This is a genomic window from Cupriavidus sp. OV096 (assembly GCF_900115455.1).
GTDB lineage: Bacteria > Pseudomonadota > Gammaproteobacteria > Burkholderiales > Burkholderiaceae > Cupriavidus.
Window position 1 is genome coordinate 95,112 of the sequence record NZ_FOWM01000009.1, and the last position, 12,965, is coordinate 108,076.

The 12,965-nt window shown below is 66.4% G+C and carries 12 protein-coding genes; 9 read left to right on the forward strand and 3 right to left on the reverse strand.

Going from position 1 to position 12,965, the window contains the following annotated elements; all coding sequences use genetic code 11:
• The first annotated feature begins 31 nt into the window (after positions 1 to 31).
• The gene (locus tag BM115_RS19335; protein ID WP_092297696.1) at positions 32 to 538 is read left to right on the forward strand and encodes a DUF1993 domain-containing protein; all 507 of its coding nucleotides are present in this window, start codon (positions 32 to 34) and stop codon (positions 536 to 538) included.
• Positions 539 to 545: 7 nt separating this feature from the next.
• On the opposite strand, the gene dkgB is transcribed toward BM115_RS19335, so the two are convergent.
• Positions 546 to 1,346 (reverse strand): 2,5-didehydrogluconate reductase DkgB, encoded by an 801-nt coding sequence (dkgB, locus tag BM115_RS19340; RefSeq protein ID WP_092297698.1) that lies wholly within the window; start codon positions 1,344 to 1,346, stop codon positions 546 to 548.
• Positions 1,347 to 1,380: 34 nt separating this feature from the next.
• The gene (locus BM115_RS19345; RefSeq protein ID WP_092297947.1) at positions 1,381 to 2,589 is read right to left on the reverse strand and encodes an MFS transporter; all 1,209 of its coding nucleotides are present in this window, start codon (positions 2,587 to 2,589) and stop codon (positions 1,381 to 1,383) included.
• 105 nt (positions 2,590 to 2,694) lie between these two features.
• On the opposite strand from BM115_RS19345, the gene BM115_RS19350 reads away from it, so the two are divergent.
• From BM115_RS19350 to BM115_RS19375, 6 genes are all read left to right on the forward strand, one after another.
• Positions 2,695 to 3,582: a LysR substrate-binding domain-containing protein gene (locus BM115_RS19350; protein WP_092297701.1), complete on the forward strand. Its 888-nt coding sequence runs from the start codon at positions 2,695 to 2,697 to the stop codon at positions 3,580 to 3,582.
• 75 nt (positions 3,583 to 3,657) lie between these two features.
• A complete protein-coding gene (gene queE, locus BM115_RS19355) occupies positions 3,658 to 4,302 on the forward strand; it encodes a 7-carboxy-7-deazaguanine synthase (RefSeq protein WP_092297704.1) in 645 nt (214 codons plus the stop codon).
• A gap of 3 nt (positions 4,303 to 4,305) precedes the next feature.
• On the forward strand, positions 4,306 to 4,782 hold the full coding sequence (locus tag BM115_RS19360) for a 6-pyruvoyl trahydropterin synthase family protein (RefSeq protein WP_092297707.1): 477 nt from the start codon (positions 4,306 to 4,308) through the stop codon (positions 4,780 to 4,782).
• A gap of 9 nt (positions 4,783 to 4,791) precedes the next feature.
• Positions 4,792 to 5,343, forward strand: coding sequence for a tRNA adenosine(34) deaminase TadA (gene tadA, locus BM115_RS19365; protein WP_092297710.1), 552 nt, complete (start codon positions 4,792 to 4,794; stop codon positions 5,341 to 5,343).
• Entirely contained in the window at positions 5,340 to 6,263 is a 924-nt protein-coding gene (gene ldcA / locus BM115_RS19370) for a muramoyltetrapeptide carboxypeptidase (RefSeq protein ID WP_092297713.1), read from the forward strand. Before tadA ends, ldcA begins: the two co-directional genes overlap by 4 nt.
• Positions 6,264 to 6,503: 240 nt before the next feature.
• Positions 6,504 to 8,126, forward strand: coding sequence for an ABC-F family ATPase (locus BM115_RS19375; RefSeq protein ID WP_092297716.1), 1,623 nt, complete (start codon positions 6,504 to 6,506; stop codon positions 8,124 to 8,126).
• 39 nt (positions 8,127 to 8,165) lie between these two features.
• On the opposite strand, the gene BM115_RS19380 is transcribed toward BM115_RS19375, so the two are convergent.
• On the reverse strand, positions 8,166 to 8,783 hold the full coding sequence (locus BM115_RS19380) for a hypothetical protein (RefSeq protein ID WP_092297719.1): 618 nt from the start codon (positions 8,781 to 8,783) through the stop codon (positions 8,166 to 8,168).
• Between the two features lie 147 nt (positions 8,784 to 8,930).
• Here BM115_RS19380 and BM115_RS19385 point away from each other — a divergent pair, with 147 nt between their 5' ends.
• Together BM115_RS19385 and BM115_RS19390 are read left to right on the forward strand one after the other, a co-directional pair.
• Positions 8,931 to 10,361, forward strand: coding sequence for an aldehyde dehydrogenase family protein (locus BM115_RS19385; protein WP_092297722.1), 1,431 nt, complete (start codon positions 8,931 to 8,933; stop codon positions 10,359 to 10,361).
• Positions 10,362 to 10,493: 132 nt separating this feature from the next.
• Entirely contained in the window at positions 10,494 to 12,956 is a 2,463-nt protein-coding gene (locus tag BM115_RS19390; protein WP_092297725.1) for a penicillin acylase family protein, read from the forward strand.
• Positions 12,957 to 12,965: the final 9 nt, after the last annotated feature.

A 12,965-nucleotide genomic window follows, 5' to 3' on the forward strand; every position in this document is an offset into this window, starting at 1 on the left:
ACCCCCACGACACCGCACCCAAGGAGCCCAAATGGCCCTCTCGATGTATGACGTTTCGATCCCGGCGTTCATCCGCGCGCTGAACAACCTGTCGGCGATTCTTGAAAAAGGTGCCGCCCACGCCAAGGCGCAGGGGATCGATGAATCCGAGCTGATTCAGACGCGTCTGATTGCCGACATGGACGCGCTGCCCGCCCAGGTGCAGCGCGCCAGCGATGCCGCCAAGGGCTGCGCCGCCCGGCTGGCCGGGATCGAGATTCCGTCCTATGCCGATACGGAGGCGACGTTCCCCGAGTTGCAGGAGCGCATCGCCAAGACCATCGGCTTCCTGAAGTCGATCCGTCCCGAACAGCTGGAAGGCAGCGAGACGCGCACCGTGGAACTCAAGCTCCGCAACGGCCCGGTCACCTTCGACGGCAAGAGCTACCTGCTGGGCTTTGCGCTGCCGAACTTCTACTTCCACGTGACCACCGCCTACGACCTGCTGCGCCACAAGGGCGTGCAGATCGGCAAGCTGGACTACCTCGGCGCGCGGTAAGCCGCCGTTAATCCCATTGCGGCGCGAAGCCGGGGTTGGCCAGCCGCTCGCCCCGGTCCAGCGCGGCAATCTCGGCCATCTCGCCCGCCGTCAGCGTGATCCGCGCCGCGCCAAGATTGCTCTCAAGGTTGGCGCGCCGGGTGGACGACGGAATCACCGCATAGCCCTGTTGCATCAGCCACGCCAGCGCCACCTGCGCCGGCGTGGCGTCACGCACGGCGGCAATCCGCCGTAGCACCGCATCCTCCATCACCTTGCCGTAGGCCAGCGGCATGTAGGCCGTCAGATGGATCCCCTGTTCGCGCATGAACGCCGCCACCTTGCGGTTCTGCAGGAAGGGATGCAGTTCGATCTGGTTCGTGGCGATGGCCGGCGCGCCAACGGCGTCGATGGCCTGCTTCAGATGCCCGATCGTGAAATTCGACACGCCAATCGCGCGCGTCAGCCCGGCGGCCTGGGCCTGCGCCAGCGCCTCCATATACTCGGCCACCGGTAGCGCGTTGCCCGGTGACGGCCAGTGGATCAGCGTCAGATCGACCCGATCGAGCTTCAGTTTCTCAAGACTCGTCTCAAGGCTGGCGCGCAGGGCGTCGCGGCCCAGGTGTTCGGTCCAGATCTTGGTCGTCACGAACAGGTCGTCGCGCAGCACGCCGCTGGCGGCAATCGCGCGGCCCACTTCGGCCTCGTTGCCGTAGATCTGGGCCGTGTCGATGTGGCGATAACCCACCTCCAGCCCCATCGTCACGGAATCGATGACCTGCTGGTCCTTGAGTCGGAAGGTGCCAAGGCCAAGTTGCGGAATCTGCATGAATTTCTCCGATGAAAGGAAGGTTGGCGAACAATCAGTGAGACATCGCCCCGGCCGGCACATTGCCCGCACGGTGATCGATGCCGGCGGCGCGGTCCAGCCGGCCACTCCATTCGGTCAGGCCCAGCGCCACGAGCACCACCAGCGCGCCGATCCACGGCGTATGCATCAGCCCCAGATGCTGGACGATCAGCCCGCCCGCCCAGGCCGCCCCGGCAATGCCGAGGTTGAACGCGGCGATGTTGAGGCCGGACGCCACGTCCACGGCCTGCGGCGTATGGCGCTCCGCCTGCTTCACCACGTAGACCTGCAGGCCCGGCACGTTGCCGAAGGCGACCGCGCCCCAGGCCAGCACCGTGGCCACCACCAGCCAGCGGTGCGGCGCGGTGAAGGTCAGCACGAACAGCACGGCGGCAAGTAGGAGAAATACGATGCGCAGCGCCGGAATCGGGCCATGCCGGTCCGCCAGCCGGCCGCCCCAGATATTGCCCACCGCCACGGAGACGCCATACACCAGCATCACCAGGCCCACGGCGCCGGCGCTGAAGCCCGAGACGTCCTGCAGGATCGGGGCGAGGAAAGTGAACGGAATGAACGATCCGCCGTAGCCGATGGCCGTCTTCGCGTAGACCAGCAGCAGCCGCGGCTCGGCCAGCACCCGCGCCTGCTGCAGCAGCGAGGCAGGCGGCGAATGGCGGATCTGCGAGGGCACGAACAGCAGGCTGCCGATAAAGGCGACCACGCCGAGGCCGGACACGGCCAGGAAGGTCTCGCGCCAGCCAAAGTGCTGGCCGATGAAGGTACCGAGCGGCACGCCGGTCACCAGCGCCACGGTCAGCCCGGTAAACATGATGGCGATGGCGCTCGCGGCACGCTCCTTCGGCACCAGGCCGGTGGCGATGGTCGAGCCGATCGAGAAGAACACGCCATGCGCAAGGCCGGTGAGGATGCGCGCCATGATCAGCGATTCATAGCTCGGCGCCTTCCACGCGAGCAGGTTGCCGGCCGTGAACAGCGCCATCAGCGAGAGCAGCAGCAGCTTGCGCGGCAGGCGGCCGGTGAGGGCGGTCAGCACCGGCGCGCCCACGGCCACGCCCAGCGCGTACAGGCTCACCAACAGGCCGGCGGAGGGTACCGAGATATGCAAATCCGCCGCGATGGTCGGAATCAGGCCGACGATGACGAATTCCGTCGTCCCGATGGCAAAGGCGCTGATCGTCAGCGCGAGCAAGGCAATAGGCATGTCGAACATCCTCAAGCAGGGTTTTTTCGATGGGCGCAGTGTGCCGCGTGCTTTCTTGCAGAAAAACCCCGTGATCAGCCAAAGATATTTGACTAAAATTCAAGGATGAAGCTGACGCTCGAAGAATTGCTCGCCTTTGCGACCGTGGTGGATAGCGGCTCGATCACCGCCGCTGCGGAGCAACTCGACCAGACCGTCTCCGGGGTCAGCCGGGCGCTGTCCCGGCTGGAGGAGAAGCTGGAAACCACGCTGCTGCGCCGGACCACGCGGCGGCTGGAACTGACCGAGGAGGGCGCGGCGATGCTCGCCCACGCGCGCCAGATCCTGGCGGCGGCCGATCTGGCCGAGGAGCAGATGGCGGTGCGGCGCCAGCGGCCGGCAGGGCGGCTGCGGGTGAACGCGGCGTCCCCGTTCATGCTCCACGTGGTGGTGCCGCTGGTCGGCGCCTTCCGCGCAGCCTACCCGGAAATCGAACTCGAACTGAACACGAACGATCAGATCATCGATCTGCTCGAACATCGCACCGATGTGGCGATCCGTATCGGCACGCTGCGCGATTCCACGCTGCACGCGCGGCCGTTGGGCAGCAACCGCATCCGCGTGCTGGCCAGTCCGGACTACCTGAAGGCGCGTGGCACCCCGGCCGTCGTGGACGAGCTTGCCGATCACACATTGCTTGGCTTTACCCAGCCGGAGTCGCTGAATCGCTGGCCGCTGCGCGGGGAAAATGGTGCGGAAGTGGAGATTCGTCCACAAATCTCGGCATCGAGCGGCGAGACCCTGCGGCAACTGGCATTAGCCGGGCAGGGCATCGTCAGTCTGGCCGATTTCATGACCGATGCGGACCGGCGCGCGGGCCGGCTGGTGCAGGTGCTGGAGGCCAGCACGATCGAGGTCCGGCAGCCGATCCACGCCGTTTATTACCTCAACACGCAGCTTTCGGCGCGTATCGCCGTGTTCCTGGACTTCCTGCAGGAACGGCTGGCGCCGTAGGCGGGGCGGGGTGTGTCTTAGCGAAAACCCTAGTCCCTTGCTATACTAATGGGTTGCTCGTCGCTACCCCACACAATGACTTACGCCGTCAAGGAAATCTTCTACACGCTGCAGGGCGAAGGCGCCAACGCCGGCCGCGCCGCGGTGTTCTGCCGTTTCTCGGGTTGCAACCTGTGGACCGGCCGCGAAGAAGACCGGGCGCGCGCAGTCTGCCAGTTCTGTGACACCGATTTCGTCGGCACGGACGGCACGCGCGGCGGCAAGTACAAGACCGCCGAGGAACTGGCGGCCGTGGTGGCCTCCGAATGGCCCCAGGGTCCGGGCAGCGCCGGCGGCAAGCCGCTCGTGGTCTGCACCGGCGGCGAGCCGCTGCTCCAGCTGGACGCGCCGCTGATCGACGCGCTGCACGCGCAGGGCTTCGAGATCGCCATCGAGACCAACGGCACGCTGCCCGTGCCGGAAGGCATCGACTGGGTCTGCGTGAGCCCCAAGATGGGCGCGGAACTCGTGGTCACGCGCGGCGACGAACTCAAGGTCGTCATCCCGCAGGACGGCCAGGACTTCGCAGCATATGAACAACTGGATTTCCGCTATTTCATGGTGCAGGCCATGGATGGCCCGCTGGCCCGGCAAAATACGGCCGCGGCGGTGGAATTCTGCCAGCGCCACCCGCGCTGGCGCCTGTCGCTGCAGACCCACAAGCTGCTGGGCATTCGCTGATCCATGACCAAACAAGTCTCCATCACCCGTCGCCTGGAGTTCGATTCCGGCCACCGTATTCCCAGCCATGGCGGCCAGTGCCGCAACATCCATGGCCATCGCTATCGCCTGGACCTGACCCTGTCGGGCGAAGTCCTGCACAAGGAAGGCGCCTCCGACGACGGCATGATCCTCGACTTCGGCGACATCAAGACGCTCGCCAACGAGCATCTGGTGTCGAAATGGGATCACGCCTTCCTGATCTACCGGGGCGACACGGCGCTGCTGAATTTCCTCCAGTCGATGGACAACCACAAGACCGTGGTGCTCGAGTCCATTCCCACGGTGGAGAACCTTGCCCAGGTGGCGTTCGACATCCTCGCGCCTGTGTTCAAGGACTGCTTCGGCCACCATCTGCAACTGACCCGCCTCGTGCTGTTCGAAACGCCGAACTGCTGGGCCGAAGTCAGCGCGCCGGTGCGCCTGCCTGCCCAGGACTGATCCGGGCCGATGTCCGATCCGCTGCCCCAGACCTTCCCCGATCCGGACGCGCGCGACCGCTTCTACATGAGCGCCGCGCTGGAAGAGGCGCGTCTGGCCGAGGCAGCGGGCGAGGTGCCGGTGGGTGCCGTGGTGGTCTGGAACGACAAGATCATCGCGCGCGGCCACAACCTGCCGATCCGCTCGATGGACCCGTCCGCCCACGCCGAAATGCAGGCACTGCGCGCCGCCGCCCAAGTGCTCGGCAACTACCGCATGCCCGAGTGCGAGCTATATGTGACGTTGGAGCCCTGCGCGATGTGCTCGGGCGCCATCCTCCACGCCCGCCTGCGCCACGTGGTCTTCGGCGCGACCGACCCCAAGACCGGCGCGGCCGGCAGCGTGGTGGACCTGTTCGCGCAGGCCACGCTCAACCACCAGACCACGGTGGCCCGGGGCGTGATGGCCGAGGAATGCGGCCAGATGCTGCGTGATTTCTTTGGCGCGCGGCGCCGTGCGCAGAAGTCGGCGCGCGTTAAAATCGCGGCTCCAGATTCCGGCGAAGAGAATTCAGGTTCATGAGCGAATCGATCGAAGTCCGTCTGATTGCATCCTCCGGTTATCCGCATGATGTGGCGATTGCGGCACGCGGCTGCGCCTGGCTCAAGCATCACGGCTATCACGTGGGCAATCCCGATGTGCTGGCGCGCCGCTACCAGCGCTTTGGGGGGACGGACGCCGAACGGCTGGCCGACCTGCACGCCATCGGCACCGGCGCCCAGCGTGAACTGACGCTGGCCGTGCGCGGCGGCTACGGGCTCGGGCGGCTGCTCGGCAAGATCGATTTCGCGCGGATTGCCGACCAGGCGCACGCCAGCGGCACGCCCATCGTCGGACATAGCGATTTCACGGGGTTTCAACTGGCCTACCTCGCCGCCACCGGGGGCGTGACGTTTGCCGGCCCGATGCTGCTGGCCGACTTCGGCGCCGAGCCGGTGGACGCGTACATGTGGCAGCACTTCGAGGCCATCCTGCGCGACCCGGCCTACACGGTGACGGTGGAGGCCCCACAGGCGCTGGGCCGGCCCGTGGCCGTGGACGGCACGCTCTGGGGCGGCAACCTCGCCATGCTCTGCAGCCTGCTCGGCACCCCGTACATGCCGAAGATCGATGGCGGCATCCTGTTCATCGAGGACATCAACGAGCCGCCGTACCGCATCGAACGGATGCTGCTGCAACTGGCGCAGGCCGGCGTGCTGGCGCGCCAGCAGGCGCTGGTGCTGGGGGATTTCTCCAATTACCGCACCACGGACTACGACAACGGCTACGACATGGACGCCGTGTTCGACTACGTGCGTGCCGAAGTCGGCATTCCGGTGCTGACCGGCCTGCCGTTCGGCCACTGCCCACGCAAGCTGACGCTGCCGGTGGGTGCCCAGGCCCGGCTAACCGCCCAGGCGGACGGCTTCACGCTGGCCCTGTCCGGCTACCCGACGCTGTAACGGCGTCACACCAGACGTCACATCCCGCCGCGGCTCCGGCAATCGCCCCAGCAATCCCCGCTAACGGCCCGCGAGTGGTAAAATCTCGGGTTATTTCCGCATTTTTGCCAGGTCGGACGCGCTGATGGGCAGGTCTTCCACGCGATCCCCCAGCCTTGGCAAGCCCGGGCCGGCCCGGGCGGCGCAGGCGCCCCGCGCAGCCTCCCTCTACGCACCCATACGCATTCAAAGGTTCCAGACGTGCTTTCTACCGCAAACATCACCATGCAGTTCGGCCCCAAGCCGCTGTTCGAGAACATCACGGTCAAGTTCGGCGAAGGCAACCGCTACGGCCTGATCGGCGCGAACGGCTGCGGCAAGTCCACCTTCATGAAGATTCTCGGCAGCGACCTGGAGCCCTCGTCGGGCCAGGTCATGCTGGAGCCGGGCGTGCGCCTGGGCAAGCTGCGCCAGGACCAGTTCGGCTATGAAGACAACCGCGTGCTGGACGTGGTGATGATGGGCCATACCGAGATGTGGGCTGCCGCGACCGAGCGCGACGCCATCTACGCCAATCCGGAAGCCACGGACGAGGACTACATGAAGGCGGCCGAGCTGGAAGCCCGCTATGCCGAGTTCGACGGCTACACCGCCGAGGCGCGCGCCGGCGAGCTGCTGCTGGGCGTGGGCATTCCCACCGACCAGCACCAGGGCGCGATGAGCGACATCGCTCCCGGCTGGAAGCTGCGTGTGCTGCTGGCGCAGGCGCTGTTCTCGAACCCGGACGTGCTGCTGCTCGACGAACCGACCAATAACCTGGACATCAACACGATCCGCTGGCTGGAAGATGTGCTCAACGAGCGCAATTCCACGATGATCATCATCTCCCACGATCGACATTTCCTGAATTCGGTGTGCACGCACATGGCCGACATGGACTACGGCACGCTGAAGGTCTACCCGGGCAACTACGACGACTATATGGAAGCGTCGATGCAGGCCCGCGAGCGCCAGGTGGCCGCCAACGCGCGCGCCAAGGAGCGCATCACGGAACTGCAGGACTTCGTGCGCCGCTTCTCGGCCAACAAGTCCAAGGCCCGCCAGGCCACGTCGCGCGCCAAGCAGATCGACAAGATCAAGGTGGAAGACATCAAGCCGTCGTCGCGCCAGAACCCGTTCGTCCGCTTCGAGTTCGAGAAGAAGCTGCATAACCTGGCGGTCGAGGTGGAGGGCATCACCAAGACCTACGACCGCAAGATCATCAACAACCTGACGCTGGCGATCCAGGCCGGCGAGCGCGTGGCGATCATCGGTGAAAACGGCGCCGGCAAGACCACGCTGCTGCGCAGCCTGCTGAACAATATCGTCCAGACTGGCGTGCAGCGCGGCGTGGAAGTGGATCGCGGCGAGGTGAAGTGGGCCGAGAACGCCAACGTCGGCTACATGCCGCAGGACACCTACGAAGAATTCCCGGTGGACCGCGACGTGATGGACTGGATGAGCCAGTGGACGCAGGCCGGCGACGACGACCAGTCGCTGCGCGGCACGCTGGGCCGGCTGCTGTTCTCGGCCGACGACATCAAGAAGAACGTCAAGGTGCTGTCCGGTGGCGAGAAGGGCCGCATGATCTGGGGCAAGCTGATGCTGGGCCGCCACAACGTGCTGGCCATGGACGAGCCGACCAACCACATGGACATGGAGTCGATCGAGTCGCTGCAGATCGCCCTGGACAAGTTCACCGGGACCCTGATCTTTGTGTCGCACGACCGCGAACTGATCAACGGCCTGGCCACGCGTGTGATCGAAGTCCGCACGGACGGCAAGATCACCGACTACCTCGGCACGTACGACGAGTACCTGGAGTCGCAGGGTATCGCGGCTTAAGCAGGGAACGCCCCTCTCCTCTGGGGAGGGGCGATGGTTTTACCTGGCGGCCGCCCCCTGCGCCGCCAGCATCGCATCCAGCTGATCAAGAATCGCCCGCGCGGTGATCTCGCCCTTGGCCTTCTGCAAGGCCGCGCCCAGTGCGTCGCGCAACTCGGCCAGTTCGGCTACCGTTCCCGCCTTTTCCACCTTCACCTGCAGGACGTAGCCGCGCAATCCCAGATGATTGCCGATCACATCGGTATAGAAGTGATAGAGCTGCTTGTAGCTGTCCGCGCCGCCTACTGTCACCGGCATAGGTGCGATGGCGGTATCGGCCAGCACGTCATCCAGTCCCTTGCTAAGTGCTGAATACGCCGCAAACAGGTTGGTGTCCGGCGGCCCGGAGCGGGCCGGGCGCTGTGGGGTGGTGCTCGCCGGCGTGGCGAGGGGTTTGGCGGCCTCCGAGGTTTCTGCGACCAGCAGCCCCAGTTCCACCAGCGTATCCAGCGCTTCCTCCCCGACCCCCATCCCGCCCACCTGCGCCAGCAGCGCCGATTTGGGGCGTTCGCCATTCACGATAAGCAGCAGCGCGCGCAGCTTGTGATCGAGCTTGCGGGCACGCGTGCGGATCTCCTCCTGACCTGCCTCCGTCTTCTGAAAGACCGGATCGACCATGTCTCGCTCCTCTTTTCTTTGTTTTCGATCGGCGTCATGCGCCCGGAATCAAACAAAATCCGAGTTGGCATTCCGCTCTACAATGTGAGGCACCCTAAAAGTAACAAAAAATTGCAACCGCCGATTCACCTATTGAGAACTGTGGCCATGCAACAACGAGACAAACTTTTCATCAACGGCAAGTGGATTCAGCCCCATGGCAGCGGGCTGATCGATGTGGTTCATTCCGCCACCGAGGCGGTCATGGGCAAGATTCCCGAGGGCGACGCCCGGGACGCCGAGGACGCCATCGCCGCCGCGCGGGCCGCCTTCGACGGCTGGTCCAACACCCCGCCGGCCGTGCGTGCCGGCTACATCCGCAAGATCGCCGAGGGGCTCAAGGACCGTACCGAGGAACTGGCGCAGCTGATTGCCGCCGAAGTGGGCATGCCGATCAAGCTGGCGCGGGCCATCCAGGTGGGTGGGCCGGTCTATAACTGGGGCCAGGCCGCCTCGCTGCTGGAGCAGTTCCAGTTCGAGGAACAGGTCGGCAATTCGCTGGTGGTGCGCGAGCCCGTGGGCGTAGTGGCCGCCATCACGCCATGGAATTACCCGCTGAACCAGATCACGCTGAAGGTGGCGCCGGCGCTGGCCGCCGGCTGCACGGTGGTGCTCAAGCCGTCCGAGGTGGCGCCGCTGAACGCCTTCGTGCTGGCCGAGGTGATCGAGGCCGCCGGCCTGCCGCCGGGCGTGTTCAACCTCGTCACCGGCTATGGCCCGATCGTGGGCGAAGTGCTGGCGAGCCACCCCGAAGTGGACATGGTGTCGTTCACCGGCAGCACGCGGGCCGGCAAGCGCGTGTCCGAGCTGGCCGCGCAGTCGGTCAAGCGCGTGGCGCTGGAACTGGGCGGCAAGTCCGCCTCGGTGATCCTGGACGACGCGGACCTGCCGCAGGCCGTCAAGGGCACCATCAACGCCTGCTTCCTGAATTCGGGCCAGACCTGCTCGGCCCATACCCGCATGCTGGTGCCGCGCGCCCGTTATGACGAGGTCAAGGCCATCGCCGCGAAGGTGGTGGAGAACTTCACGCTTGGCGACCCGCTGGTGGAGACCACGCGCCTCGGCCCGCTGATCTCGGCCGTGCAGAAGGAGCGCGTGACGGGCTACATCCGCCGCGGACTGGAGGAGGGCGCCGAACTGCTGGCCGGCGGCCCCGACGCCCCCGAGGGGCTCGACAAGGGCTTTTTCGTCAAGCCGACGGTGCTCGGGAATGTCGATCCGAAGGCAACCGTGGCGCAGGAAGAGATCTTCGGCCCGGTGCTGACCGTGATCTGCTATGACACCGAGGACGATGCCGTGCGCATCGCCAATGACAGCGTCTACGGGCTGGGCGGCGGGGTCTGGTCCGGCGACGAGGCCCGCGCGATCCGCGTGGCGCGCCGCATCCGCACCGGGCAGGTGGACATCAACGGCGGTCCGTTCAACATGAACGCGCCGTTCGGCGGCTTCAAGCAGTCCGGCAACGGGCGCGAGGCTGGCAAGTACGGACTCGAGGAATTCCTCGAATACAAGTCGCTGCAGCTGAAGAAGCCCGCCTGACGGGCGCTTCCTGGCGTTGCATCGCATGCCCGGCACGTCCGGGCATTTTTTCTGGCGCCGGAATCTGCGATGCTTCGGTCTTTGATCGATCCCAATCGACCTGAATCGATCTGAAATTTTCGGAGGAATACGATGCGCTGGTGGAAACGGCTCGGCGGCTGGCTGCTCTCGCTCATGTTGCTGCTGGCGACGGGTGCGGTGGGCGGCTATGCCTGGTATCGCCAGGCCTCGCAGCCGGACACGGCCGGCACGCTGATCCTGCCCGACCTGCACGACCGCGTCGTCGTGGTGCGGGACCGCAACGCCGTGCCGCACATCCAGGCCGCCCACGTGCTGGACGCCTATTACGCGCTCGGCTACGTCCACGCGCAGGACCGGCTCTGGCAGATGCAGATGAACAAGCGCGTGGTGGCCGGCCGGCTGGCGGAGATCCTCGGCCCTGGCGCGCTGGACACCGACCGCTTCCTGCGCACGCTCGGGGTGCGGCGAAACGCCGAGGCCATCCTCGCCCAGACTTCCCCCGAGACCCGCGCGGCGCTGCAAGCCTATGCCGATGGCGTGAACGCGTTTATCGATACGCGCAAGTCCGCGCTCCCCCCCGAGTTCCTGATCCTCGGCACCAAGCCCGAGCGCTGGGAGCCCGTCGACACGCTCGGCTGGCAGACCATGATGGCGTGGGACCTGGGCGGCAACTGGACGCAGGAGGTCCTGCGCATGGGACTGGCCCAGCAACTGCCGACGGCGCGCATCGCCGAGATCCTCGCGCCGTATCCGGGCGATGTGCCGCTGCGCACGATGGACTACGCGGCCTTCTATCGCCAACTCGCGCCCGTGGCCACAGCCATGGCGAGCGTGGTGGAGCGGGCGCCGGCGGGTTATGTGGAGGGCATGGGATCGAACAACTGGGTGGTCTCGGGCGCCCACACGGTCAGCGGCAAGCCCTTGCTGGCCAATGACCCGCACCTGGGCTTGCAGGCGCCGTCGCTCTGGTACTTCGCCCAGATGCAGGCGCCGGGGCTCGACGTAACGGGCGCCACGCTGCCCGGCATTCCGCTGGTCGTGCTCGGCCATAACGCGCGCATTGCCTGGGGCTTCACCAATACCGCGCCGGACGTGCAGGACCTCTATATAGAACGGATCGATCCCGCGCACCCCACCCGCTACCAGACGCCGGACGGCTGGGCGGAGTTCGAGACCCGCACCGAGACCATCCGCGTGAAGGGCGCCCCGGACATGAACCTGACCGTCCGGGCCACGCGCCACGGCCCGGTGCTATCCGATGTGGCCGAGCCGCTGACCATCGCCGCCAAGCCGCTGGGCGCGCAGTACGTGGTGGCGTTTCAGTGGACCGCGCTACGCCCGGACGACAAGACCTTCGAAGGCGGCCTGAAGCTGGCCGGCGCGCGCGACTGGAACACCTTCCTGGCGGCGATGCGGGACCTCCACGCGCCGCAGCAGAACATCGTCTATGCCGATGTGGACGGGAATATCGGCTATATCGCGCCGGGCCGGGTGCCGCTGCGCCGGGCGGACAACGACCTGAAGGGCCTTGCGCCGGCGCCGGGCTGGGATGCGCGCTATGACTGGACCGGCTTCGTGCCGTTCGACGCGCTGCCGCGCCGCTTCAACCCGCCGGACGGCATGATCGTGACGGCCAACCAGAAGATCGTGGCCGACGACTACCCGTACTTCATCACCAGCGAGTGGACGGTGCCGTACCGCCACGATCGCATCCGGGCGCTGCTGGAGGCCACCCCGCGCCATACGCCGGACACCTTCGCGGCCATCCAGAAGGACGTGCTCTCGCTGGCCGTGCGCGACGCCTTGCCGCTGCTGCTGGCCGCCCCGGTGGCCAGCGACGCCAAGCGCCCGGACCGCGAGCGCGCCTTGTTCGATGCCCTGCGCAAGTGGGACGCCACCATGGCGGCGGACCGCGCCGAGCCGCTGGTCGCCACCGCGTGGCTGCGCGAGCTGTCGCGGCTGCTGTTCGAGGACAAGCTCGACGAAACCCAGTTCAACCGGCTCTGGGACCAGCGCAACGTGCAGTTACCGATGCTCAACGCGCTGCGCGCCCCGAACGGCGCCGGCGCGTTCTGGTGCGACAACACTCGTACGCCGACGCGCGAGACCTGCGCGGAGACCATCGGCCTGGCCTGGCAGCGGGCCATCGCCGACCTGGACACCCGCTATGGCAGCAATCCGGAAAAATGGCGCTGGGGCCGGGCCCATACGGCGCGCGCCGAGCACAAGCCATTCGGCAAGGTTTCGTACTTGTCAGGGTTCTTCAACGTGCGCGTGCCGACCGGCGGTGATACGTATACGGTGGATGTCGGCCGTCACGCCCTCCGCGACGAGGCCGCGCCGTTCGAGAGCGTGCACGCGGCCAGCCTGCGCGCGATTTACGACCTTTCAGATTTGTCCCATTCCCGCTTCATGACCTCGACGGGACAATCGGGCAATGCCTTATCTCCGCACTACCGCGACTGGACCGAGCGCTGGGCGGCAGTACAGTTCATTACGATTGGCGCGCCACGCCGCAATCCCGGCGGCGACGCGTTCGACACATTGGTGCTCCGGCCAGCCGGCGCACCCTAAGCATCAGGA

Excerpts from the sequence above, each read along its gene's own strand:
- BM115_RS19380 (WP_092297719.1), bottom strand. The coding sequence starts at position 8,783 with ATGGTCGATCCGGTCTTTCAGAAGACGGAGGCAGGTCAGGAGGAGATC.
- ldcA (WP_092297713.1), top strand. The coding sequence starts at position 5,340 with ATGAGCGAATCGATCGAAGTCCGTCTGATTGCATCCTCCGGTTATCCG.
- BM115_RS19390 (WP_092297725.1), top strand. The coding sequence starts at position 10,494 with ATGCGCTGGTGGAAACGGCTCGGCGGCTGGCTGCTCTCGCTCATGTTG.
- BM115_RS19385 (WP_092297722.1), top strand. The coding sequence starts at position 8,931 with ATGCAACAACGAGACAAACTTTTCATCAACGGCAAGTGGATTCAGCCC.
- BM115_RS19350 (WP_092297701.1), top strand. The coding sequence starts at position 2,695 with ATGAAGCTGACGCTCGAAGAATTGCTCGCCTTTGCGACCGTGGTGGAT.
- BM115_RS19345 (WP_092297947.1), bottom strand. The coding sequence starts at position 2,589 with ATGCCTATTGCCTTGCTCGCGCTGACGATCAGCGCCTTTGCCATCGGG.
- tadA (WP_092297710.1), top strand. The coding sequence starts at position 4,792 with ATGTCCGATCCGCTGCCCCAGACCTTCCCCGATCCGGACGCGCGCGAC.
- dkgB (WP_092297698.1), bottom strand. The coding sequence starts at position 1,346 with ATGCAGATTCCGCAACTTGGCCTTGGCACCTTCCGACTCAAGGACCAG.
- queE (WP_092297704.1), top strand. The coding sequence starts at position 3,658 with ATGACTTACGCCGTCAAGGAAATCTTCTACACGCTGCAGGGCGAAGGC.
- BM115_RS19335 (WP_092297696.1), top strand. The coding sequence starts at position 32 with ATGGCCCTCTCGATGTATGACGTTTCGATCCCGGCGTTCATCCGCGCG.
- BM115_RS19360 (WP_092297707.1), top strand. The coding sequence starts at position 4,306 with ATGACCAAACAAGTCTCCATCACCCGTCGCCTGGAGTTCGATTCCGGC.